The sequence below is a fragment of the Paenibacillus sp. JT22N7 genome, from assembly GCF_059383875.1.
Map to the genome: position 1 here is coordinate 543,426 of NZ_JBXENY010000005.1, position 26,528 is coordinate 569,953.

15 protein-coding genes are annotated in these 26,528 nt (G+C 50.0%); 1 reads left to right on the top strand and 14 read right to left on the bottom strand.

The window, feature by feature from the left end; genetic code table 11:
• Positions 1 to 85 precede the first annotated feature (85 nt).
• From AC50Y5_RS16815 to AC50Y5_RS16870, 12 genes are all read right to left on the bottom strand, one after another.
• Positions 86 to 1,600, bottom strand: coding sequence for an ABC transporter substrate-binding protein (locus AC50Y5_RS16815; RefSeq protein WP_056035410.1), 1,515 nt, complete (start codon positions 1,598 to 1,600; stop codon positions 86 to 88).
• Positions 1,601 to 1,746: 146 nt separating this feature from the next.
• Positions 1,747 to 3,345 (bottom strand): response regulator transcription factor, encoded by a 1,599-nt coding sequence (locus AC50Y5_RS16820; RefSeq protein ID WP_494862230.1) that lies wholly within the window; start codon positions 3,343 to 3,345, stop codon positions 1,747 to 1,749.
• Entirely contained in the window at positions 3,345 to 5,132 is a 1,788-nt protein-coding gene (locus AC50Y5_RS16825) for a sensor histidine kinase (protein ID WP_494862232.1), read from the bottom strand. The genes AC50Y5_RS16820 and AC50Y5_RS16825 overlap by 1 nt, the downstream gene beginning before the upstream one ends.
• A 553-nt stretch (positions 5,133 to 5,685) precedes the next feature.
• A complete protein-coding gene (gene sigK / locus AC50Y5_RS16830; RefSeq protein ID WP_056035418.1) occupies positions 5,686 to 6,384 on the bottom strand; it encodes an RNA polymerase sporulation sigma factor SigK in 699 nt (232 codons plus the stop codon).
• Positions 6,385 to 6,644: 260 nt separating this feature from the next.
• Positions 6,645 to 7,241 carry a hypothetical protein gene (locus tag AC50Y5_RS16835; RefSeq protein WP_494862234.1) on the bottom strand — a complete coding sequence of 199 codons (597 nt, stop codon included), beginning with the start codon at positions 7,239 to 7,241 and terminating at the stop codon, positions 6,645 to 6,647.
• Positions 7,242 to 7,258: 17 nt separating this feature from the next.
• The gene (locus AC50Y5_RS16840; protein WP_494862236.1) at positions 7,259 to 9,934 is read right to left on the bottom strand and encodes a YhgE/Pip domain-containing protein; all 2,676 of its coding nucleotides are present in this window, start codon (positions 9,932 to 9,934) and stop codon (positions 7,259 to 7,261) included.
• A gap of 542 nt (positions 9,935 to 10,476) precedes the next feature.
• Positions 10,477 to 10,770 carry a hypothetical protein gene (locus AC50Y5_RS16845; protein WP_494862238.1) on the bottom strand — a complete coding sequence of 98 codons (294 nt, stop codon included), beginning with the start codon at positions 10,768 to 10,770 and terminating at the stop codon, positions 10,477 to 10,479.
• Between the two features lie 131 nt (positions 10,771 to 10,901).
• A complete protein-coding gene (locus AC50Y5_RS16850; RefSeq protein ID WP_494862239.1) occupies positions 10,902 to 12,521 on the bottom strand; it encodes a response regulator in 1,620 nt (539 codons plus the stop codon).
• 2 nt (positions 12,522 to 12,523) lie between these two features.
• Positions 12,524 to 14,329, bottom strand: coding sequence for a cache domain-containing sensor histidine kinase (locus AC50Y5_RS16855; RefSeq protein ID WP_494862241.1), 1,806 nt, complete (start codon positions 14,327 to 14,329; stop codon positions 12,524 to 12,526).
• A gap of 39 nt (positions 14,330 to 14,368) precedes the next feature.
• On the bottom strand, positions 14,369 to 15,211 hold the full coding sequence (locus AC50Y5_RS16860) for a carbohydrate ABC transporter permease (protein WP_056035437.1): 843 nt from the start codon (positions 15,209 to 15,211) through the stop codon (positions 14,369 to 14,371).
• Between the two features lie 3 nt (positions 15,212 to 15,214).
• Entirely contained in the window at positions 15,215 to 16,159 is a 945-nt protein-coding gene (locus AC50Y5_RS16865; RefSeq protein ID WP_494862243.1) for a carbohydrate ABC transporter permease, read from the bottom strand.
• Positions 16,160 to 16,357: 198 nt separating this feature from the next.
• Positions 16,358 to 17,704, bottom strand: a complete 1,347-nt coding sequence (locus tag AC50Y5_RS16870; protein WP_494862245.1) for an ABC transporter substrate-binding protein — start codon at positions 17,702 to 17,704, stop codon at positions 16,358 to 16,360.
• Between the two features lie 926 nt (positions 17,705 to 18,630).
• On the opposite strand from AC50Y5_RS16870, the gene AC50Y5_RS16875 reads away from it, so the two are divergent.
• Positions 18,631 to 19,326 carry a uracil-DNA glycosylase gene (locus AC50Y5_RS16875; protein WP_494862247.1) on the top strand — a complete coding sequence of 232 codons (696 nt, stop codon included), beginning with the start codon at positions 18,631 to 18,633 and terminating at the stop codon, positions 19,324 to 19,326.
• 378 nt (positions 19,327 to 19,704) lie between these two features.
• Here AC50Y5_RS16875 and AC50Y5_RS16880 read toward each other — a convergent pair whose 3' ends face one another.
• Both AC50Y5_RS16880 and AC50Y5_RS16885 read right to left on the bottom strand, forming a co-directional pair.
• Complete coding sequence (locus AC50Y5_RS16880) at positions 19,705 to 24,300, bottom strand: rhamnogalacturonan lyase family protein (RefSeq protein ID WP_494862249.1); 4,596 nt, start codon at positions 24,298 to 24,300, stop codon at positions 19,705 to 19,707.
• 1,093 nt (positions 24,301 to 25,393) lie between these two features.
• Positions 25,394 to 26,521: a response regulator gene (locus AC50Y5_RS16885; protein WP_056037443.1), complete on the bottom strand. Its 1,128-nt coding sequence runs from the start codon at positions 26,519 to 26,521 to the stop codon at positions 25,394 to 25,396.
• Positions 26,522 to 26,528 lie beyond the last annotated feature (7 nt).

Here is a 26,528-nt window from a genome sequence, read left to right on the forward strand (position 1 = left end):
TCTCGTCCCTTTCCCGAAAGGTCTCTTCTTTAAGAAACGATCCAATCGGCTCTGACGTCCGGTTGGATCGTTGTACGTTCTCATCCTATGTGCCGTTCGTAGCCGCCCACTCATTCAGTTGGCTCTGCTTCTCTGCAATAATCTTGTTGATGCCCGATTCCTCAAGCTTCTTGAGGAATTCAGGCAACACCTTGTCAACATCAACCGAGCCACTCTCAAGAACGCCTTTGTATTGTAATAAGACTGCGTTACTAGCGGCAATTTCATTCTTCACGTTGTCGCCGTTGAACGAGAAACCAAGCGCCTTGGATTTAGCAGCGTTCTGGTTGAATGCCTCCATTTTGACGTAGACGTCGGGTTCGTCACCTTCAAATACGTAGGACAGGAATTGGTTACCGTGCATCCAGCCATAGTTCTTGTACCCCACGTTATCGCCTGTTATACCATCGGGATACTTAATCATATTATCCTGGCCTTCCATCTTCACGTAATGCTTGCCTTCAATCCCCCAGTCAATCAGGTTAACAATCTCCTTGTCGGTATACATCAGATTCAGGAATTGTAGAGTCTTCGCCGGATTCGCTGACTTGGCTGCCACACCAATGGCCACGTTCGTGACCGTATCGGTCTTCGCTACAGGCTCAACCGTCTGCACCGACACCATGGGATGGCTGGTCATACGGCTTTCCTGGGCATCAAAGCCAGGCTTCATCTGGGTGAAATAACCTGCCGCTTTGCCGGACTTCACGATGGCGTGGTTTGATTCCGGATTCGTCGCGGCGTCCTTGAGAATGTAACCCGCTAAGTACCATTCACGAAGTTGACGCACCATTTTCTCGTATTCTTCCGTCGCAAACCAGTTTACGACGTTCAAGTCGGCAAGTCCGCTATTCAAAAGGACGCCAAGCTCGTTGCCCAACGGATCGTAGGTCCGGTAAGTGCCAAGTATCGTGCCACCAGCGAGATTTGTCGCACTAACCATATCAGGTTCATTCTCCTTCAACGTCTTGAACGCCTTGCCGAATTCCTCGAAGTTCTTAATCGTTCCTAACTCGATATTGTATTGGTCCACGAGATCCTTGCGCATGACGAACCCGAAATTTTGTGCCAAGTCCCGGATGCTCGGCACGCCGTAGCTAATGCCGCCGACCTTGGTCGCATTGTAATAGTCCTCACCAAGCGCGTCGATAATGCCCTGCGCGTTTTCCTCCATGATATCGCCCAGAGGATATAAAACACCGCGTGTGACTTGTGTGCTATAGTTGCCCAGCATGGCGATCATGTCCAGCTTCTCTCCGCTCGACATCATCAAGTTGATCTGGTTTGTGTAGGCGCTGTTGCTGATTGGCAGCAGCTTGACTGTGACATTAATCTTCTCTTTGGCGATCTTATTAACCTCGTCTTGGACGAGCTGAATGTCCGCAGGAACGTTGTCAAATGTTGGGTATGCGTATACGATTTCGTAAGGCTTCTCCTCGTTACTCCCTGCAGAAGTCGCTCCGTTCGAAGCGTTTCCAGCATTACTGCCGCCGCCCGAGCATGCGGACATCAGCATCGACAAGGCAACTAGCGCGCCTGTCCAACCAATCTTTTTGTTCATGTGTCATCCCCCGTATCTAGTGTCGTGGACTCTTATGTTCGCGAGCCTGATCTCATTGTACGGTCAATGGCAGAATAGCCACTACTCCGAAATCGACATGCCAGTTGACTATTATCGACTATTCGTTCATCTAGCATGGAAGCCATCTATTTGGAATTGGCAACGTTTTTTTTACGGTACTCATGGGGACTGAGTCCCGCAAACCGTTTGAACCTCCGTGAGAAATGGGCAAGGTTGGAATAACCCGATTGCACCGCTATGGTGCCAATGGGAAGCTCCGTCTTGAGCAGAAGCTCCAACGCAAGCGCCATCCGCTTGTTTATAATTAACTCTGTGACGGAATGACCCGTCTGCTTCTTCAGCAGCCTGTCCAAATAATCAGGATTTAAGAACATGTAGGCAGCAACGTCTTCCCGCGAAAGCTGCTCCGAATCCAGCCGTGCGTTCACGTATTGCTCGACCTTGTCCAGAATGGAAGGCGATTCCCTTATGCTCCGGACCTGATCCATTGACTTGCCGATTATATGCGTCATCCAGCCCACCATGTCGGGAACGGATCGGGACGCGTTGCGGAATAGGTCGGCAGACTTATCATCACCGAACAAAAGCTGCGCATCAATTCCCTCTATCTTCAGAACGTAGAACACCATTTGGAGAAAGTTATGATGGAATCGGTACAGCGAATCCACGTCCATACTCGCTGTCGCTGTCCACAGGAATGCCTTAGCCTCATCGAGTACGCGGCCTCCTTGTCCTTCCTTAAGCATAATCGACCAGGCATGCATGTCGGGAAACGTGATCGTTTCCCGCGTCTTACGAGCACTATCGTAGAGAAATACGTCCTTTGCAAGTGCGATATTTTCCTTGTCTAGCTCCCGCAGTCTTCCTACCATGCCATTCAATTCATGACCTTGAACGGCATTTCCGATATAAATAGCAATGTCGCAATAGAAGTACTCAGACGCATAATCGATTAACGGTCGTGCCTTCTCCTTGAACTGCTCCCGCAGCGGGGCCGCATCTCCTTCGATAGGAATGAGTGCCATCAATTCGCGGTCTGTAGTTGTAAACAGAAGTCCCTGACCCTCCAGCCCAAGCGTCTCCTCGCCACTGTTCTTTAGCGCATATTCCAAAACCTTCTGATCCCGGGGAGAGAAATCCTTGTGATAACGTTTCACAGAGATTAACAATGGTAACAACTGTAGCTTCTCATCGAATGGAATACCTCTCTCTCCTGCCTCCCGCTTAATGGAATCTGGATTCGAGGGGATAACATGATGAAGCAGATCTAACCAGAATTGTTCAGCAATTAGCGGTTGCCGGCGCGACCAGAATTGCCCGATCCGACTGTATTGCTTCTCCTTGCTCTCCTTCATAATCTTCGCAACTACCTTACCTCCTACGCTCAGCAATTCGTCCGGCGGAACCGGTTTCAGCAAGTAGTCGAAGCTCCCCAGTTGCATCGCTCGCTGTGCCAGTTTGAACTCGGCATGGCAGGTCATGAAAACTGTCTCTGTGTCGGGATGATTCTCGCGCACCCAAGCTAGAAGCTCTAGTCCGCTTCCCTGAGGCATCTCGATATCACATACCATAAGATGGATTCTTTCCCGCTCGAAGATCTCTTTTGCTTGGCGCGAATTATAAGCAGTGAATACTTTATCGAATCCGAGAGAAGTCCAATCTATGTCACCTTTCAATGAATCTGTAAGCAGTTTCTCGTCATCTACGATGATCAGCGTAAGCATTAGTCCATACCTCCTGGGTCAAGCTTGTCCTTCTCTTTGTCATTTCGGGGCGAGAGAGGAATCGTCACGTCCACTACGGCGCCACACAGCTCCCCGTCTCTTAAGACAACCTGCGTCCGCTCTCCATATATCAATTGCAACCGCCTCTTCACGTTCCAAATGCCGATATGATCCCCTTCGTCGTCCACGATTCGCTCACCACGATCGATACTCTCCACCACAGTAGGGCTGAAGCCGGGACCGTTATCCCTTATTTCAATATGAAGGGCAGCTTGTGGTGTCTCGAGCATCTCAATTGTTACTGATAAGGATAACTGTTCATCCATTGTCATGGCATGTTTGATGGCATTCTCAACAAAGGTGTGCACAATCAGAGGCGGAACCGGTGTAGACAACAGAAAAGAAGGGGCTTCGATTTCGTATGTCAACTGGTCGGGATACCGTAGTTCTTGTATTCGCAAGTAATTGCGAATATGCTGCAATTCGTCTTTAAGCGCAACGAAGCTCAGATTGCTTTGGAACATGTACCTGAAGTACCTCACCAGACACAGTGACATTTCCTCCATGCGCGTAACGTCCTTCGTACGGGCTAGCATATACATCATGTTAAGGGTATTAATAAAAAAATGCGGCCTAATCTGCAACTGCAGATGCTGAAGCTCCGCTTTCTGCTTATTCAGCTGCTCTTCATACACGCTGATTCGCAAATGCTTGATCTGCTCCATCATGTTGTTGAACGTATCATTAACGACCTTGAACTCCAAAGAAGTTGGATAATCCTTGATCTGAGTGTCGAGATTGCCTTGCTGAATTCGGTTCATAACCTTGAGCAAGCGATTGAGCGGAAGTAAGAGCGTCTTCCGAAGCAAGAGCAACGCCGCTGCCAGAATCAGGACCGCGACGAACGGAAGGGAGTAGGAAATAAGCTTGTATGTGGAGAGATGCTGGAGCATCACATCCTCCGGGATAAACGCATGTAGGCTGAACTCTCCTTCGCGGGAATCTTCGCTAACTGCTAGGAATTTCTCCGTCGAGCCAGTAAGATAATAGCTTTCCGCTTGCGGCTCAATCGTAATGCCGTGTTCACTGACAAAACCTTGATTGACAATCGCGTTGCCGCGCCCGTCGCCTAGCAGCGCCGCTCCTTCTTCGCCGATGCCTAGCAGATCAAGCGGTGTCTGCAGCGACTCCGCGTTAGTCCACGCACCGACGATGGAGTCGTTGTCGAGCACAAAGAAGCGGAGAAGGTAAACGCGGTCGCCATTCTTTTGAACATACCACATCCTTTTTTGGGTGATCATCCTCATGTCAGAATTCTTACTTACGTTATCCGATATATAGGATTTAATGTACATGCGGTCGATCATGGTGGAACGGTCGCGGAAGGAGTATAAGTATTGATCATCTGAGGGTAGATAGACGAATAACCCGTCCAAAACGGGATACCGAAGGATAGAATTTGTTAAGTTCGACGCGATACGCTGCGACGCGAAAATGCGATCCTCGGGCTGCGGGGAAAAATCGATGTTCGAGAGATCCGGGTCCTGCATGAGCCCGATTAAATAATTATCTGCTTCGACAAGGCGTGCGTCCACCTGGTCACGATACAGCGTTAATAAGTCCTTGCTAGAGGCAGCCACCTGGTTGCGGACGACGTCGATTGCATAGCCATTCATATAAATCAGGAATCCAATCAGCGGCAAAACGATAAGAAACAAGCCTGCTATCATCTTCATCCTAATGGATTGTATGCTGCCCCATCGGTCTATTTGCAAAGAACGATTCATTTCGTATATCTCCTTTCCTTACTATCCATGATTCAAATTCACAATTACTATGAGAGCTATTGTACTTCAGATCCAAGATGAATAAAACCTTTTGCATTTATCGGGAAATCTCGATATTAATACCCCGTTAATAGCATTGCAATAAAAAAAAGACCGTTAATAAATCAGCTCCTGACGTCCAATCTAGCATGCACACATGCCGGATAGGAATGAGAGCAAACTCTAGAATTGTAAGTATGCGTAAGCAAATATATAATCAAGTAATCGAAACCTAGAGGTACGGGTAAAATTCAAAAGGGCTGGAGACAAAATTCGTCCCCAGCCCTTTCGTGCATTACGTACCTTAAATTTGATTATCAAAAGCTTCTCCAGTCATTCTGCTGAGCTTCTGATACGCCATCCACATCGATCATGGGACGAAAGTAGCTATCATCCACAGCAACCGTGATAAATACTCGGTATCAGCCATGTGCGACATCCTGCAAATCGCGAGAAGTACATTTTATAATGTTGACAATCCATTACTGAATCAAAAAGCCTTCAGGTAAGGCACCTATTTCTTCACCTTATAAAACTCATGATAAAGCTTCATCAGCGCCCTTTTCTCAATCCTCGATACATAACTGCGGCTAATTCCCAACTCCTTAGCAATCTCTCGCTGAGTCCGTTCTTCCCCGCCATGCTCCAAGCCAAATCTGCCCATGATGACTTCCTTTTCACGTTCATCAAGAATGACTAAATTTTTATAAATTTTACTTTTTTCCATTTTTAGCTGCACGGTTTCCACAATTTCATTTGGATCGCTTCCCAGAATATCGACGAGCGTAATTTCATTGCCTTCTTTGTCGGTGCCGATTGGATCATGCAGCGATACGTCCTTGCGCGTTTTTTTCAAGGAACGTAGATGCATTAAAATCTCGTTTTCAATACAACGGGCAGCAAATGTCGCCAGCTTCGTGCCTTTGCCCGTCTGGAAGCTCTCAATGGCTTTGATCAGCCCGATTGTACCAATAGAAATCAAGTCCTCCAAATCTTCGCCGGTGTTATCAAATTTTTTGACGATATGTGCAACAAGGCGCAAATTATGTTCAATAAGTAAATTGCGAGAATGTGTATTGCCTTCGGCCATTAGTGCGAGATGCTTCGCTTCTTCTTCTTCGCGAAGTGGCTGTGGAAAAGCGTTATTTTTCACGTACGATACAAGTAGCGTTAACTGTTTAATAAACAAAGCGATTGCAGCAAATAATCCCATCGTCTGGCCCCCCTATGCTGTATTACCGGGCATCCTAATCAGCCTCAGCGTACACCAACATCAATTTTACATTCTATGTAGGCGGGGGCCTATATGTGCATGTACAAGGAATTAGAATAAATAAACCAGTTGGAACTCGCAATAGCTTAATATTGCTTCGTCAGCACATAGCTCTCTTTGCCTCGAAAATTGGTATGAATAAAACCAATATGGTTAGTTCCTTCAACCTTAACCGTCTGGCACTACAACCATGCCGCAGGCTACTTTGAATCCTTTTTGATAAACGGCAGCTCGCCTATTGCGATCAAAACATCGTTAACCTCAGCCATAATCGGGCCAACACCGGAATCCGAAAGCAGGGGAATGCTCCAGTGCTGCTGCGCCGATATTTTAGAAATATGATTTTCGCCGCTGGCTTGAATAATCAGCTCCCATTTTATAACCGGAACGTTCGTATGGCCCATAGACTTGCGAAAAATCGTCAGCAGCTGCTGATTGATTTCATCCGTCATCGTTTGAAAATTTTCCGCTACCTCGAACTCGTACTGAATATGCAGCTGTGTACAAGGCTCATCCTTAACGGCATCGTCGTCGGCGCTGCGCATGACAGCGAGAATTGGCTGCAGCGCCGCCTCTTCCCTTTCGCGAAGCGATTCCGCCGTCAACACGCTGCTCCATTCAAAATACATATAGGCGCTCGTCTGATACGGCTGCTGGTGAGTCCTCGGCGTACAAAAAAACGAAAACTCGCGATCCAGCGACCTTGTCTCCAGCCGGTTTTTATTTTGATAAATATGCAGCCCCGCAGCCTGCGCCGCCGCAATCATTTCTCCCACGAACTGTTCGTACGTTTTCATACGTTTCCCCTTAATCTCTATGCTATAATTTTGGTCTTCTTCGCATTGTCAGACGAGCGCTTAATGATGCCGCTAAGCGGGCGTTTGTGCACGAGGGCAATGAACATGCTAATGGCAATAAAGCCGAGCAGGAACAGCACATCCTTCAGCACCGTTTCCCACAAAATGCCCCCAACTGATTCGCGCAGCAAGCTAATCGCATACGTAAATGGCATAAACGGATTCAGCGCTTGGAAAAAAGGCGACGTCATGCTGATCGGAAAGGTACCGCCTGAGCTGGAAAATTGAAACACCATAAAAATAATCGCAATCCCTTTGCCCGCATTGCCGAACACAGACAACAGCGTGTACGTAATAGTGACAAATACGATGCTGACGAGCATCGCAAATAAAACAAACCACAGCTTATCTGCAACATAGGCGCCTAATATAAAAAAGTCTCCCAGCGTTACGCATAATGCCTGCAATAAACCAATTGTTAAAAAAGTGCCGAGGCGCCCCAAATACAGCTGGTAGCCGCGATAGCTTCCATTCGGATTGTCTGCCTCTGAGCGCAGCATCGAAATGAGCAGCGTGGCGCCTACCCAAAGCGACAGCACACCGTAAAAAGGCGACATTGCCGAGCCATAATTAGGGATCGCATACAGCTGGTTTTCCTTAATAAGCACGGGGCTCGCCAAAAACTCGCTTTCCTTCTCAATATCGCCGCGCAGCAGCTTCGCAAGCTCCGCAAAGCTGTTATCAGCCTTCACTTCGCGCAGTTTGTCAGCCGCTTTACGAATCGCTTCCTCCAGCTGCGGCAAGTCGTCGCGAACAAGTCCGGCAACGCGTTTCACGCTGTCTGTAAGCTCCGGGAGCTGGTATTGGACGAAATCCGCCAGCTTTGCCAGCTCTTTTTCCGCCTCAGGCAAATCATTCTGAACAAAAGCTGCGGCTGCGTCGATTTTTTTGCCGATGGCTGGCAAGTCATTGCGGATAAACGGTGCTGCCGTGTTAATCGCGTTCACGAAGGCGTCCGTCTTGCTTTGCAAAGTCGTCGCTATTTCATGCACCTTCGTGCGAATTTCCGGCAGCTCTGCCTGTATGCGGGTCAGCTCCTGCTGCCCAAACGTCAGCCCTTCACGCGCGGCCTTGAGCAGCTCGGCGATATCCGGCAGCTTGCTCTTTGCCGTTTGCAGCACATCGGACGATGCCGCTCCAAGCTGCTGCAATTTGCTCAAGCCTTCGGTGATCGCAGGCACAATATCGCTGTCGTAATGCTCCAGTACGTAGGCAAGATCGCTGCTCACCTGCTCCGTTACCGCATGCAGCCGCGCTACAATCTCCGCTGGCGGTGCGGTTCCCCGGTCCATCGCATCCTTAATGATGCCGAGCAGCTGAATTTGCGTATTCAGCTTTTCGGTGAGACCGCTCAGCCGCTGAATGGTCCCGCTTAGCTGCCCATCCGGCAGATGGCTGTTAATCGTCGACATCACCTTGGTTATGCTGCCGATTACGCCTGCTGCTGTACTGAGCCGCTCAGAGAGCGTCTGAACTTCCGCCGCGGTCGGCAGCTTGGTAAGATCAGCTTCCTGCAGCCTTGCTGTCAGCAGTTCGGCAGCATCAGCAATTTGCTTGACCAGCAGCAAATTTTGCTTCAAAGTCGGGCTAATCGCCTGAAATGCCTCCTGGCTCGACGCTAAAAAATCGTTCAGTCCATCCGCAAAAGCGATCGCGTCTCCCCCCAGCGCCTCAAGCTTCGGCAGCTGCTCCTCAGCCGTCGTCACAATGCCAAGCGCTGTATTCGTTTTGTCCAGCGCCGTGTCGACCACCTCGCTCACGCGGTCTAAATTGGCATCGACCTCCTGAATGCGCTGCGCCGCTTTCTGGATTTCAGGGAGCTTCTCCTGAATAATGAGCACCTCTGAAGCCGCATCGCTGATTTTCGGCCAATATTGCTGCAGCTTTAGCACATATTGCGCAGCTTGATTAATCTCTGGCAGCTTCTGCTGGAGCTCGATTATTTTTTGCGCCTTCTCGTTGATTTCCGGCAGCTTGCTCTCGACTTCCAGCACCTTCTGTCCAGCCGCTTCAATTTCAGGCAAATGGCTTTCCAGACTGAAAATGCCGTTCTCGACCTTGCGTATCGTCGGCAGCTCCGCTTCCACTTCTACGCCCGCTTCCTTCAGCTTCGTCAGCACCGTTTCGCTTACAGCTTCTGTGAAGCCTTCATTAATTTGCTTCGTGATGGCGGAAACGCCGGAGCCGGTTATTTTCGGCGCAATGGCATTCACCTTTTCATTGACCGTATAAACCACTTCCGGCCGCTCGATTTTGCCTTCGATAATGCCAGTTATTTTGGCAGAGAAATCAGCTGGAATAAGCAGGCTTGCATAATAGGTGCCTTTTTCAACGCCATCCATCGCTTCCTGTTCACTTACAAACGTCCAGCCCAGCTTCTCGTTCGTTTGCAGGCTTGTCACTAGGTCCTCACCGATATTAACCGTCTTGCCTTGCACGCTCGCTCCCGCATCGAGGCTCGTGACTGCAATTTTAATGCCCTGCGTGTTGTTGTAAGGGTCCCACACCGATTTAATATTGACCCAATCGTACAAGCCGGGGAGCAATATAATCGCTAAAATAAGAAAAATGCCGGTAGGCACACGTAAAATATGGAGCCAATCTGTTTTATAAATATGCCAAATATTGCGCATAAGTAGACCGCCTTTGCTATGTCAGAAGTTGTGGAGCGGCCTTTGCAATACCCGATTGCCGCTAATCAGACCTTAGTTTAGCATTAACAGGGAAAAGAAGAAATATCATGATGATTTTTTTCGGGGAGTATGGCTTGGAATAGCATATAAAAGGGGCAGGAAATTGTGGGGGATATTACGTACGGATTACATCCATTATTTCTTCCATTCATTGTGGAAGGTTCTTTAGCGTTATGAATGGATGCCCACTCTTTAACGTCATGTGATTGTTGCAGAAACAGACCACTGCGGCTGAGGCGACGGAGCTCGGCATGCTCACTCCTTTTTTCGAGGACTGAGATTCCGCTATTCTGGCTATTTACCCGATTTTAGGCCGTAAGCGGACAGGAAATCCGTTATTGCCCTCATCAGCTCGTCAAAATGGCTTTTTGCAGCATAATAGCGGCTTCTGAGTCCGCCACATCTCCCTTATCCCGTAATTCGGTTGAAATAGCTGCTGCTGTGTCCGCCAAATTTCTCTTTATGCATTGTACTGCTGCTATTCATTCGTTCATCAAATCAATCGAATCATCAAAAATCCGATTAGCTTCTAGATGAATGTAACGAAGCAATGCTACTAGGTCAGCCAATCGCTTTTCATTTGAATAATAACAGCGGTCAGGACGAAGCCGCTTTATATTAATTGCCTCATAGATTAACCCATGCCACTGTTGAGGTATCACTCCACCATGTAATTGGATTAATATCAGCACCATATCCATTTGAATGAACTTGTTTATTATAGTAGGATATTCGAATGGTTCATACTTAAACAAGTGCATAAAACTCCACATCATTATCCAAATATCCTGTTGTGTAGCTGTATACAACTGCCCGTTAACCCAATGGATTAGGAAAAAAGCAAAAACAGCCCACAATAACGATGTGGGCCTTTCTGCTTTCTTTAGGCTACACGTCTCCTATCCCCTCACATCCGAAAATAATCCGAAGGGCTTTTGCCCGTGCTCATTTTGAACACTTGGCTGAAATAGGTCGGATTATTGAAGCCGACCATCTCGCTGACCTCGTACACCATATGATGGCCCGATTGCAAATAGTCGATGGCTTTATGAATGCGGTAATCGTTCAAATAATGCACAAAGTTTTGCCCTGTTACCCGCTTGAACAGCTGGCTTAAATATTTCGGGTGCACGAACAGCTCCTTGGCAATCGCCGCAAAGCTGATTTCCTGGCTGAAATTCGCCGCCACATACTGCTTCACGCTATCGACAAGCCGATTGCTTTTCCGGCCGGAAATTTCCTGCGCCGCGCTTTGCAGCCATTCCTCTACGAGCTCATTCATCCAGCGTGCCAAGTCGCCAAGCGTCAAATGCTGCTGGATGCCCTGCAAAAATTGCGACAGCGTACGCGGCGGCTGATGCTGGGCGAACGCCTCATTCCAGAAAAAAGTCAGCGAGCTGAACAAGCCGACGCAAATCGTCTGAATATCCGTGAGCGAGCCGCTCGCTTCCTTTTGCAGCTGATTATAAATCGCTTCCCACTGCTGGGCTGCCCGCTCCAAATCCTTGTCTGACAGCGCCTCATTCCACTGCTTGAGCAGCGGTGCATATTGGTCATACGTCGTATCCAGCTGTGCCCATTCCGCATAAGGGTACACCTGGCTCGTCCCTTGAAATTCCGCTGCCTCCAGCGCCACGCGGCTTTCCAAATACGAATCGATCAGCTCATGCAAGCTGCTGCGTACCGAACCGATGCCTGCGGTAGCCTCCAGCTTGAGCAGCGCTGTTATTTTTTCCGTCACGCTGTAAGCTAGCTCCTCACATGCCTGGTAAAGCTCGCCCTCCTGTACCTGCTCCGACAGCAGAACGAGCACGAACAGCCGGTCGGAATAATCAATCGCGTAGCCGTGGATGGGCGAGCCGCCCATTTTGCCCGCCAGCATTTCGCGAATGATGTTGTTCGCGCCGAATTTGAGCAGCTGCCAGTCCCGCTCCTTCAGCTTCGTTAGCAGCGCAGGGCGCGTCATTTGCAAGCTCACCGCCGCCACGTGCTTTGGCGAAGGAATGTTCAAATAAGCGAGCCGCTCCTCATGCAGCTCATGCGGCTGATAGCGCGTCGTCAGCAGCTCGGTGAATAATCGCTCGCGCAAATACGGCAGCAGCCGGTCGAGCTCCAACTTGTAATGCTCCTCCAGCCGCAGCTTCTCCGCCTGCAAATCGAGCTCGCCTATAATTTCAGCGAGCACGCCTTCAATTTCCGCTACAGCAGCCGGCTTCAGCAAAAAATGATGAACGCCCCAGCGCATCGCCTGCCGCGCATTTTCAAATTCATCGAAGCCGCTCAAAATAACGATCGGCAGGCCCGCATCCTCCTGCCGCAGCGCTTCGACAAGCGCAAGTCCGTTCATCTGCGGCATATTCACATCGGTAATAACCAGATCCGGTTGAAGCTCGCGGTAGCTCGCCAGCGCCTGCACGCCATTCGCGGCCGTTCCTGCAATGCGCAGCCCCAGCTTCTCCCAGCCCACATGCCGCGTCAGCGCCGCAATAATATGCGGCTCATCGTCTACAAGAAGCACTGATTTCATCCTTATTCACCGTCCAGCAACCGTTTTAATTGGGCTTCCGTTTCAATAATCGGCAGCTTTACTGTCACCTTCACGCCTCCCTGCTCGCTATTTGCGAGCTGTAAGCCATACCATGGCCCGCAATAAAGCTGTAAGCGCGTATGCACATTGCGAATGCCGATTCCTGTCGCCTTGTCCATATGCCAATCATCTGGTAAGCCCCGCCCATTGTCGGTCAGGCTAATCTCCAAATAAGGCGCTTGCCCCGGCACATGCTGCTCGCGAATATCCAGTGCCAGCGCCAGCTTCGACGAGCTGTCCGCTGGGCTGCCATGAATGACCGCGTTCTCAATTAGCGGCTGCAAAATAATTTTCGGAATATAATAGCCGCGCATTTGCGGGTCCATCACCTGCTCGGTATAAGCGATCGGAAATGTCATCCGCTCCTTCTGAATGCTTAGGTAGCAGCGGGCATGCTCCAGCTCATCGCGCACGCGGATGAACAGCTTGCCACCGCTCAGGCCAATTCGCAGCAGCTTGCCGAGCTGGGTAATCATAAAGCTGATATCCTCAGCTTTATAATCGAGCGCCCGCCAATGAATCATATCGAGCGTGTTATACAGAAAATGCGGCTTAATCTGCGCTTCCAGCAAGCTTGTCTGCGCATCTCGCTTCGCCTTGCTCTCTGTCTTCACGTCGTCCATCGACTCCTTCAGTCGCGACACCATATGGTTGAAGCTGTAGGAAAGCTGCACATATTCCTCGGTGAAGGCGCTTGTCGCTTTCGCCTGGAAGTCGCCGCGCTCCAGCCGCTTCATCTCCGCCATCAATCGGCGCAGTGGCTTAATGATGCTTTTCACAAACCAATAGGTCAAAATCGCAGAAAGCAATAAGCTTAATATTCCGATGCCTAGCACATACCAGCCCGCCTGATAGGTCGCCTTCAGCAGCGTTCTGGTCGGGATCGTCTGTACGAGCCGCCACTGCACTGAGCTTGGCTTGGAGAACACGACCAAATACGATTGATCATCCCTGCGCAGCAGCTCATATCCATCACTGAGCGTTTTCGAACGGTCACCCAGCCATTCGGCATCGAGGATGACCTCCTCGCCCTCCACCTGCGAGTCGTTCACCTTCACAATAATGTTGCCCGCCGTATCCACAACGAGCACTTGCCCCTCCAGCACCATCGGCACATCGGCAAAATTACGCAATACATCCTGCTGCGACATGCTGATGACCAGATAGCCCATCGTCCGTCCTTTGCTGTCGAACATATGCTGGGCATACCCGATCAACGATTTCGAGGAAGCGTTTTCTTCTTCCGGAATCCAAATAGCATCCGCCTTCTCTAAGGCTGAAAACCAGTTTTGATCAGCGATTTTGCTGACGGGAAACACTAAATCGGTTGAGCTATACGGAACATCATTAAATTTATCCGTGTAAATTTCAATCGAGCTGATGCCGGAATTGACGACCAGCGTATGATGCAGCAAATCCGAAATGGCCCGCCGTTTGACGAGCATATCGTATTTGGATATGGCGCCAGCCTCCAGCATTTCCTTCACATCCTTGTTGCTGACGACGGAATAGGCCGTATTCGTCATATCGGTCATGAAATCGAATCCGCGATTTGTGCTTTCATTAAGCAAAGCCAGCCGCGCCTTGCTAATTTCGCTAAAGGTCACATCCGAGAAGGAACGGTAGGACAGCCAAATAATCACAAGTAAAAACAATAGGTTCAACAGCACGAAGCAAGCGACCATCAAAGTGGACAGCTTGCTTCTTCGCAAAATCGATTGCCGTAATGAAAAATCTATCGTACGCATCGTAATGTCATCACCCTGACCGTTTGGAGTAAATGAAGCTTACCCTTTAATGCCGGAGGTCGCAATACCTTCAACAAAGTATTTTTGACAGATGATGAAAATGATAAAGCAAGGCAGCAGCGACAGCACCGACATCGCAAACATGGGACCCCAGTCAGATTGCGAGCTGGAATCAAGGAACAGCCTCAGGCCGAGCGGAACCGTGAACTTCGTCACATCGCTCAAATAAATCAATTGGCTGAAAAAGTCATCCCACGTCCAAAGGAAGGTGAAAATGGTCGTCGTAATGAGCGCCGGTACTGCGAGCGGCAGCACAATGCGCCAATAAATTTGAATGAGCCCGCAGCCGTCAATCGTCGCCGCTTCATCCAGCTCCTTCGGCAAGCCGCGAATAAATTGCACTGTCAGAAAAATAAAGAAGCCATCGGTCGCCAGCCATTTTGGCGCAATCAGCGGCAGGAAGCTGTTGACCCAGCCAAGCTGATTAAACAAAATATATTGCGGAATGAGCGTCACATGATGCGGCAGCATAATGGTCAGCAGCATCAGCCCGAAAGCGGCCGCCTTAAATCGGAAGCTTAGGCGGGCGAACGCATAGGCCGCCATCGAGCAGGACAGGACATTTCCAAGAACCGCCCCGATTGAGACGATCATCGAGTTGCCGAGAAAGCGCGAGAATGGATTGCCCTGAATGCCGCTCCAGCCCGCTAAATAATTGCTCCATTGCCACTGCTGAGGCCAAATGCCGATTTCCGTGAAAATCACATTATTGGGCTTAAACGAGCTGCCGACCATCCATAATACCGGATATAACATGACGAAGGCGATCAGCATAATCGCCAAATGCTTGAGCCATACCGTTTTGCGCAGCGTCTCTGCCATCGCTTATTTCCCCCCGTCCTCGTAATGCACCCAGCCTCTGCTGGAGCGAAATATAATGAAGGTGAAGCAGCCGATAATGAGCAGCAGCACCCAGGCCATCGCCGATGCGTAGCCCATTTGGAAAAAAGCGAAGCCTTTTTTGTACAAATAGAGCGAATACATGAGCGTCGAATTCAGCGGGCCGCCAGAGCCGTTGCTGATGACGAATGCCTGCGTAAACGATTGAAACGACGTAATAATTTGCATGACCAAATTGAAGAAAATAACCGGCGTCAAAATGGGCAGCGTAATGCTCCAAAACTGGCGGATTTTTCCCGCTCCATCGACCGAGGAAGCCTCGTAATAATCGGTTGGAATTTGCTTAAGTCCCGATAGAAAAATAATCATCGAGGAGCCAAACTGCCATACCGAGAGCAACACGATGGAATAAAGCGCATATTTCGGGTTCGCGACCCAATCCGGTGCGTGAATGCCTACCTTAAGCAGCACCTGATTCACCAGGCCGTCGCCGCCAAGCATTTTCCGCCATAACATGGAAATCGCAATGCTGCCCCCCAGCAAGGACGGGATATAATAGATGGTCCGGTAGATGCCCAAACCTTTGATTCCTTTGTTAAGCAGCAGCGCCACGCCGAGTGCGAAAATCAGCTTAAGCGGCACCGATGCGAATACATATGTGAAAGTAACCTTGAGCGACGTTCCAAACAGCTTATCAGTCGTAAGCATTTCCGTATAATTGCTGAGTCCCACCCAATTGGGGCTTGCTAGAATGCTGTAATCCGTCAGTGAAAAATAGAGCGACGCCAGCACAGGGCCGAGCGTAAGACAAATGAGGCCGATCAGCCATGGCGCGAGAAAAAATAAGGCGGCGCGGTTATTTTGGCTGGCTGCCGATTTTTTAGCTCGTTTGCTGCGTTTTTGCAGCTTCGTCATCGATGTTGCTGTCATCGCGTTTCCCCTCTTCCCTTGCTTCATGCGTAAACGGCTATCGCCATCGTTGGGCGGCAAACACACGTTTCGCGGTGAAAGATACGCCGATTATCGGGCATGAAGCCTATAATGGCTTTTATATCCAAGGAAAGGCCGCCTCTTTTGCGGGCGGCCTCCTTGGCTGCTGCTATTTTGCGTTATCGCTTCATTTACTTGTTATTTAGCTTTGCTGAGCACCGCATTGGAGCTGGTCATAAACTCGTCGATGTTGCTGCTGAGCTCGCCTTGGCCGAAGGCAATCTGCTCGCTAAGCGTTCTAAAGCTTTTATCTACTTCCGAGAAGCCTTGCGGATAAGGCGGGTCAATGTCGCTTTTATCTTTTGCTACCGTATCGACGAAGTTGAAAATCATTTGGTCGGTTTCCGACAGCGTGGACGCCATCTGTGTCCGAATATCCGAGTTGACAGGAACGCCGCGCTCCGAGCCAAGAATAGCCGTCGCTTCTGGATCATTCACCAGGAAATCAATAACCATAGCTACCTCTTTCGGGTGCTGGGTTTTGGAGTAACCGGACATAAACTGTCCTGGCTTGAGGTATTCTCCGCTTTTCACCTCGCCCTTCAAATGGGGCAGCACTTGAATTTTCAACACATCATCCGCATCCTTCATCGCTTTCTGGAACGCGATTAACTGATTTGACCATGTAAAATCCATTGCCCCCGTGCCAAGTGCCAGCGGCCGCGTCTCCAAAGCCGTCGTCATGGTTGCCGTTGCTTCCGGTGAAGTAATAGCCCCGCCCGCCCGCAAATCGTTCCATAGCTGGAACCAGCTTGTGAAATCCTCCTTCGTCGCGCCGAACTTGCCGTCTTCAAACAAAGCGCGTCCGTTCTGGCGAACCATAATTTGAAAAATATTAAAAGTGCCGGAATTGTCAGCCGCCCCGACGTAACCGTCGCCCTTGGCATCTTTAATTTGCTGTGCGATTTTCGCGAAGTCCTCCCACGTCCAGCTTGTATCCGGGTCTGCAATATTCAGTTCCTTGAAAACCTTTGAGCTATATACGACACCTGGCGCATTCACCCCAAGCGTGATCGCGTAAAGCTTGTCATTTACCGTACCGGCTGTAATCATGCTCGGATCATGCTTGTCAATTTTCAGGTCTCCGCTTTGCGTATACGTATCCAAATCAAGAAGCGCATCGCGGTTCGCATAATCAGTCAGGAAAGCGTAATCCATTTGAATGAGATCAGGCGCGTTCGCTCCAGCCACCTGCGTGGACAGCTTGTCAAAATACCCATCCCATCCGGAATACTCCGGCTTAATGACGATATCAGGATGCTTTTGCTGGAACAGCTCGAGCGCTTTGATGGTCAAATCATGACGGGTTTGCGAGCCCCACCAGGTCATTCTCAGCTCGATCTTCTTCGAGTTGCTGCTGCTTCCGCTTCCATTATCTGTGCTGGCCTGAGCCCCTGGCTGTTCCTTGCTGCCTTGTGCCGAGCATCCCCCAAAGATTAGCGACAGGGAAAGGACCATTACGATACCAAACTTGTTTTTAATCATGCTTGACCTCCTGTAACCATTCTTTTTGTAAGTGCTTACAAAAACCATTGTAGACGATTTTTCCGCAACAAAGAATTAACTATGGTAATCTAAATCATCAAAAAGGTAATGCCCCTTTCCCAGTTGCCCTACTAAGACGTGTCTGCAAATGTTAGGGAGCCAGCTGCTGATCCAATTCCAGTTCCTTATCGAAGCCAGCGTCAAACGGATTTCCTCTACTACCGGGAATGTCATCCCACATGAATGTGAACCTAGATCCCGAAAGGCAGCTTCACGCTCTTCGTTCATGCTCTTCGTTCATGCTCTTCGTTCATGCTCTTCGTTTCAGAAGTATATTCACCGCACACAGAAAGATTTGCTGGACTCAGGAGACGCTATTTTAACGAAATCACGGGTTAAGGGAGGGGTGGCGGACTCAGGAGACGCTAATGCGCTACCAAAAGCCATTTTGACGAGATAAAGAGGGCAATAACGGATTTCCTGTCCGCGTAAGACCCGAAATCGGATCAAAAGCCAGAATAGCGGAATCTCAGTCCGTCAAAAAAGGACGAGGGAACGTGCCGAGCTGCGTGATCTCAGCAGCAGTGATCTCTGCAACAGCGATCTCACCAGCAGCGGTCTCTGCAACAGCAATCTCTCCAACAGTGATCTCTGCAACAGCGGTCTCACCAGCAGCGGTCTCACCAGCAGCGGTCTCACCAGCAGCGGTCTCACCAGCAGCAATCTCTGCAACAATGATCCCAGCAACAACCGCATGCTGCGGTTCCCAAGTCTTGAATCGTCAGATGAGACTGTCCTCAAATAAGTACTAAGCAAGCCGCATCAGGCAGACTTTGGTTTACATACACACTCTTCAATCGCTATTTTTATGCAATTATTCATTTATGCTAGAATAAGAATCATACGTAATTAAGGAGGATTTTACCATGGTGGCTATTTTTCATAATGATTGGGCGGAGCTGCTGAACGCTGAGCTTGCGGAGCCCTATTACCGGGAAATGCGCTCACAGCTCGCCCAGCAATACCGTACCACTACCATTTATCCTAATATGCATCATATTTATAATGCCCTTCATTATACTTCTTTTGAAAATACGCGGGTCGTCATTTTAGGACAGGACCCTTATCATGGCGCCAACCAGGCGCATGGCCTCAGCTTCTCCGTCCAACCCGGCGTGCGCATTCCCCCATCGCTGCAAAATATTTATGAGGAGCTGGCAAATGATCTCGGCTGCACGCCTCCCGCCCACGGCTATCTCGCCTCATGGGCCAAGCAGGGTGTACTGCTGCTTAACGCCGTGCTCACCGTAAGAGCCGGCAGCGCGGGCTCACATCAAGGCATGGGCTGGGAGCGATTTACCGACCGAATCATTGAGGTGCTGAACGAGCGGGAGCAGCCCATCGTATTTATACTGTGGGGCAAGCATGCTCAAGATAAAGCATCCCGTATTGACCGTTCCCGGCATCACCTCATCGCTTCTCCCCATCCAAGCCCTTATTCGGCGGAGCGTGGATTTTTCGGGAGCAAGCCCTTTTCCCGCGCCAACGCCTTCCTTCGCAGCATCGGCAGCGAGGAAATTGACTGGCAGCTGCCCATGACGGCGGAGCAGCTGGAGGGATAGGCTTTTCGCCAGCACAACGAGCAGCTTCAACAACAACAACAACAACAACATGCCTAAAAAACATAAAGCAGGCGCTCGTCCGGCCGTACAGCCAGATGGAGCGCCTGCTTTGTGTTTACATTACTATTGCTGCTTATCATGAATAACCGCACACCGCCTTCATATAGACAGCAAAATCAGCATGCAGCGAAAATAACCAGCACCATCAACAGCTGGGTTCCGCATCCTACGCTCATCTCCCCATCCCCTCTCCTTCAATCGATTTAAGCTATTTTGCAAATAAAGGGAAAAGGCTGCGCATCGCTGCGCCGCCTCTTCCCCTTTTCTACTTTCTACCATCCATATCCTGTTTCCTGTTATTCCCTGTCCGCAGTCTGCTTAATTGTTCGCCCCAAGTAGCTGGTTAATGATAACCGCAGCCTGTGCTCTTGTTGCATGGTTCTTCGGCTCGAAGCTGCCATTGCCTGTTCCTTTAATGATGCCTGCGCTTTGCATAGCATCTACTGCCAGCTTCGCATAGCTGGAAATAGCCGAGCTGTCATTAAACGCACTTGGCTGACCTTGTGCATTCAGCTTCAGCTCAAGCTTCTGAATGACGCGGTGGGCCATAACGGCCATATCCTCACGCGTAATCTCATCATTAAAGCCAAAGGTGCCATTGGCTTTGCCTTCAACAATTCCCAGCGCCTGCGCGCTCGCCACGGAGCTGTAATACCAGCTGCCTGGCTGCACATCGCTAAACGTGCTCGCTGCATCCACCTGCTCCAAATCGAACGTTTGCAGCAGCATTTTCAGAAATTGCGCACGCGTTACTTGCTGATCCGGCTTAAAGGCCTGATTGCCCATGCCATCAATAATGCCTCTGGCAGCAAGCGATTCAATGCTGTCCTTTGCCCATGCTACACGGTCAATATCTTTAAATTGAATGTTGACGTGCGCTGCTGCATATTTGCTGAAATGCTCGGGTCTAAAGGTGACGAGGCCTGCCGATGCATCATATTTGCTATTTTTCACAATTTGCAATTCGCCATTAGCATCCATGTAATAGACGACCACTTTATTCGGACTTTCTCCTGCTTTCAGGCTGTAGTCCAAAGCCACTTTAACATGGCCCCCGAAAGAGGAAATCGCTTTGCCATCAATCGTCAACGTCAAATCATACACTTTTGCATTCCCGAGCTGAGCTTTCGCTTCGGAGGAAAGATTGCTTATATCGGCCTCAGCGGCGGATATTTCCAGCTTCCCTGCACCAGCCCCTATTTGTCCGGAAAGCCAAGCTGTATCCAGCACAAAACTCGCTAGCCCTAGATTCACTTCTAATTGGCTCACTTGTTTGCCGGAAGCCGCTTTCAGCGCCTGCGCTGGAAGCGTTACTTGAATGGAGCTTGCTTCACCAGTTGGCACAGCGGTAATCGCAAGATTTTTGCCTGCTGCTTCGTCCAGTCCTTTCGTCAGCTCAGCCGAAGTCACTTCTGCCGATGCTTTGCCGCCAGCATCTACCGTTACGACAGGCTTAAGCTCAACATGGGCAGGAGCCGGAGCTAACGTCGGTGGAGTCGTTGTCCCCGTTCCACCCGATCCAGAGCCTGATCCAGGGTTCACCGTTCCAGCCGCCTTTATCGTTACAACGAGCTCGCCGCTCACTGCTGAGCCGTCATTTGCGGTCGCCGTCACCTTCACTTTGCCTGCCGCCACTGCCGACAGCAAACCATTTGTATGAATCGTTGCAAGCGTTGTGGCTGAGCCATCTTCATTTGCAACGGCCCACGTTACCGACTTGTTCGTCGCTCCGCTAGGCGAGAATACCGGGCTAAGCTGCAGCTGTTGTCCTGCCGTTACCTCCTGCGAAGGAGCGGAAATACTAAGGCCGGTTGCTGCAATCGCGTTCGTACGAATATTCGGTCTTGCTGGCATCTCCATATCTGTGCCTAGATAGAAGCTTGTATGCGGCGGCTGGTTGTAGCCCGTATTTTGCCAGGCGATGCCGAGTCTGTACACTGGATCATGCATGAGCGTATGAATCCGATGCTCCGTTACAGCAGTCGTGGTATAAATGCGCAGCGCGCTGCTGTCTTCCGTCCGCAGCACCACCTCCTCGCGCCAGTCTCCAAGTAGATCGGCCTGCAGGTTCGGATTGCCTTTCGTATCATTATTGGAATAAGTGCCTGTAAATGTTTCTAAGTTAACGAGTGTCTCGTTCTCATAATCCCACTTGTCGATTTTTGGCACGCCTACACGAGGATCGCCGAGCCAATTATGATCAAGCAGCTCGCGGCTGAGGTCGCCATCCCACCAAATCGCAAAGTTGGACGTTGGAATGCTGGAGGACAGCTTTTCCCCTTTCGCATTAAACAGGCCACCTGTCGAGCTGTTCCATGCGCCGTCGATTGCCCATGATTCCGCGCCTTTATGCCTTGGGTCAATGTCGGCTGACAAACCGCGTCCAGCATCTATGCCGAGCTGCAGCTGCCCCCATAATACACGGCCTGTTCGCGCATCCTTCATATCGTAGGAATATTTAACGGCGGTATCCTCTTGCACCGCAAACAATTCAAGTCCCAGTCGATCCGGATTAAGATTGCTCAGATGCATCGCATCGCCATGACCAAGCTTGGAGCTCCACAGCCCCTTTCCATTATCGTCAATAGCTGCCGCGCCTGTAATAATTTCATCCCGTCCATCATTATCCACATCAGCAACGCTTAGCTGGTGATTGCCTTGGCCGTAATAATCTTCATTGCCTGGCGTTTTGGAATCGAACGTCCATACCTTCGTCAGCTCGCCATCGCGATAGTTGTACGCGACAAGCACCATCCGCGTGTAATAACCGCGCTGCATGACGATGCTTGGACGCTCGCCATCGAGATAGGCAATCGCCGCTAGGAAACGGTCAACGCGATTGCCGTAAGCATCGCCCCAATCCGCGACATTGCCCCGCTCCGGCTCATAAGCATCCGTTGCCAGCGCTTTGCCTGTCGCACCTTCAAACACCGTATGGAACTCCGGTCCGGTCAAAATATATCCGCTGGCGTTGCGGTGATCCGCATTGGCATCGCCAATGACAACGCCGCTTCCGTCAATTGTGCCATCCGCTGTGCGGAACGTCACCTCGGCTTTGCCGTCACCATCCAGATCGTAGACCATTATGTCGAGATAGTGGGCGCCTGCGCGCATATTTTTGCCTAAATCCATTCGCCACAGACGTGTGCCGTCAAGCTTATAAGCATCAACATACACATTGCCTGTATAGCCAGCCTGTGAATTGTCCTTCGCATTGCTAGGCATCCAGCTCATAATAATTTCGTATTGCCCGTCTCCGTCCAAATCGCCAACGGAAGCATCATTCGCCGAATACGTATAAGCTACGCCATCTGGGGTTACGCCGCCTTCCGGCTTCTCAAGCGGAATATTCAAATAATTCGTATCCCATACGTCAACCGATTCCGATTGCGGCTGCTCCACTCCACCTGTAATGGCCCGCACATAATACGTTGAGCTGCTGCTTCCGCTCGCATCCGCGTAGTTCGTGCTGCCTGTAATTGGCGTGCTGTTCAGCTTCGCGCCATCACGGTACAGGTTGAAGGCAATATCCTTTGCATCGGTGCCCAGCAGGCGCCAGCCTACATACACATGATCGGTTTCCTTTACAGCAACGAGGCCGCGGTCGAGCGCTTCCATTTGGCGAGGTGCCAGCTTGATTGGCGTTTCGCTTATTTCCACGCCGCTTGCCTCGCTAACCGCTTCACCCGCATATTCATAAGCGCCTTTGACCACGAATGAATAGGTCGTTCCATTCGATAGCCCCGCTATTGTCGAAATGTATTTGCCCGCTGGCACCGTATCGGCCAGTGTCAAGGAACCGTCTTCATTTTTCAAATAAACGCGAGTTTCCTTAAAAGCAGGGTCCTGAGGCTGTTCCCAGCCGATTTTGACTGTTTGATCATGTGCTTCGGTGACGACATACGTCACATTAGGCGACTTTTCCAGCTTATTGACTTTCACCTTGTACGTACGGCTAATGTCTGTAAAAGCAGACGAGCCTACCGAAATGCCAAACTCCGTCTCGTCGCCTGTCAAAGGTATGGTGCTCTGCTGTCCGCTGGCTATCGAATTGGCATCCAATTTCAGTCCAACAAATCCAGCGTTGCTTGCCGTTGGTGTTACATCCAGCGAAGTCGCCGAATACGGCACCTCTACCGAATAATCGTACACGCCTGGATCAAATGGCGGATTAAGCACAGGTGCAAAGTCGCCTGAGCCAAGCACTAGGCTAGCGAGCTTCACGTCAAGCGCGGTTACACGCACATTCGTCACATTGATTTGACCGCCATTCGGGTTGACATAGAAGCCAAAGCTGCTGATCCGCTCCCGATTGCTGTAAAAAGCGGATGGCCAATTCACCGTCTCGTCCGTCGTCAAATCGGTAACGCTTACATGATATTGCTTGCTTGGCACATTAAATACCATTTTGAAACGGTACCAATGCGTCACATCATAAGCAATCTGCTTATCCGCAGCTGCGTTATGCTGCTTGATAACGCCAGCATCCAGCTGGTAGCGAGCAGCGGCTGCATTGGTTGCATTCACCTTGCCATCCATTACCCATAGCGAGCCGCCTTTACCCGTTGGCAGATTGACATCAAACTCGACGATTAAACCGCCGCTTTCTCCGGCAAAACGTTGGCCAATATAAGAGGAGCCAGTCGATTCATTCGTAACCGCCCCATAAGTAGAACCTGTAACGGAATCCTGCTTAACTATAAAAGCTGGCGCAGCGCCTTCCTTCGTCCAAGTGTTACCGCTTCCAATTGTTAAATCGCCAAGCGCATAGCTGCTGAAATCATCGGCTACAAGCACCGAATCAGCTGCTGCGGCAGGCATAGAAAAGGCTGGTACTAAGAGAGTAAGTGCTAAAAGACATGACAGGAACTTCGACATCGCTGCGGTTCCTTTCCCCTTCTTGCGCATGAGCATTACCGTTATGACCTCCCTGAAATTAGGTTTGTATTCCGCCTTTCTCCAGCAGGGCTGCTATCTCCCACGCGGAAATAAAACGCTTTCCAAAATAGGCAAACCTGCCAAGCGTAAACGGCTTTCGCCGTCATCTGGCGGCAAAGCTACCCACCATTGCCTGTCTGGAGAATACTTCTCCAATTATAGGGAATTTCCCGAAATAAACCACGCCAAAAAACAGAGCTGTTTGATTAAAAACTAGACATTTTATCCAATTGCATTTAAATTTTTATCTGGATTGTACCGATTCCAACTCCGTCCTAGGGCGTGTATGCAAACGTAAGCGAGTCCGCGCCCGAACCTGAACCCGATAGATGCCTGCGTCAAACATTCTCCTTCTACTACCGGGAATGTCACAACTTATGAATCTAAAACTATCTACCGAAGGTCTGCTTCATGCACTTCGTTCAATGGTTCGCTCCCTGCACCTAGGACACAAAAACAGAAAGACACAAAACACAAAGACGAAGACCAAGACGAAAGGTAGACTTCGTGGACACAATTCGGCGGACACAGCAGCCGCTATTTCAACAGAATCGAGGGTTTTGCACAGGCTGCGGACTCAGGAGCCGCTAATGTGCTGAAAGTCGTCATTTTGAAGGGATTACGAAGGCAATAGCGGATCTCCTGTCCGCTTAAGGCCCAAAATCGAAGCAAAAGCCAAAATAGCGGAATCTCTGTCCTAAAAAATGGAGTTGTGCGTCCCAAGCTGCGTGTTCTCAGCAACTGTGGACTCAGCCAACAGTACTCTGAGCAACGGCAGTCTCAACAACAGCAGTATCAACAACGACAGTTTCTGCAACGGCAGTATCAACAACGACAGTATCAGCAGCAGTCTTCCCAGCCACAACGAACTCCGTAACAATTGCATGAACTTGTGTCTTATGACTTAAATAAACAGTTGAAAGTCGCCTCGAATTAGCGCCAAGCTAGGTGCAGCATCAGGAAGGGCTCCCGTTTGCATACACCTCCTAGTTCAAATTAAAAAAAGCGGCCCAGCCGCACTGCCCTCCAAAAAAAGGAAAGGCAAATCCAGCTGAACCACCGTTTTCTTTTATATAGTGCCTTTAAAATGCTTCATCACAAGCTGTGTCTCCGGCTCCGGCTCGCAATTTAATTCTTCATGAAGCAATCTTGCAAAATCATCGTAATAGAGAACAAGTGCCTCCTGGTCGCCCATCTGGCCTAGCAGATTTAATATTTGCCGGCACAGCTCATCCGAATATGGCTCCTGCTCATGCAGCAGCAGCAGCCTTTTGAGCGCCTCCTGCTCGTGACCAGCATTCATCTCATAATGGATAAGGCTGCGGACAAGCCGCACATATTTCGCTCTAAGCTCATCCCGGCGCTGCCTCGCCCACAGAAAATCATGCTCTTCAAAATAGTCTCCCGCATACAGGCTGAGCGTCTGTTCCGCCGCAATACGCTGCTGCTCCGTCTCAATGGCGCGGATCGCGGCAGCTCCCTGCTCAAACTGCTCGACATCCAGCTTTAATCCATTGCTTGTCAGACGATAGCTGTCGAGCGCAAACTCAACGAGCGCCACTACTTTCCAATCTTTCATCAGCTTGCGAATTTGATAGACGGACGTATGCAGCAGCATCATCGCTTTCTCATAATCCGAATCAGGCCATAACGTGTCCAGAAGCTGCTGCTTGGCGACCCATTGATCTTTATAATGCAGTAAAAAAGCAAACAGCTCCTGCGCTTTCAGCGTCCGCAGCCGGAGGCTCGTATTCGTTTTTCCATCGTCATGAAATGCCAGCCGCTTGAAGCAGAGCACCTGCCTGCCGGGCAGCTTCTGCTGCTCCGGCTTGCCCCGGCTGTAATCTTCTATAATTCGAGTAATTGTCTTTTTAAACCGTTCCGGATGAACCGGCTTCAGCAAATAATCGAGTGCATTGAGCTCAAACGCTTCAATCGCGTATTCCGAGTAGGCCGTTATGTATACGATGCGTATGTCAGGGTTAATGCTGCGGATATGCTCCGCCGCCTCAAGACCGTTGAGCCCCGGCATATTAATGTCCAGAAAAACGATGTGTGCGGGTGTGGCCCGTACACTTTGAATGCCATCTCTGGCCGAAGTAAATTTTTCTGCCACCTGCAAGCGTCCGTCCCGCTCGAACAACCATTCAATGTGAGCGAGCGCCGGCTTTTCATCATCAATTAAAATGACTCTCATCGCCACC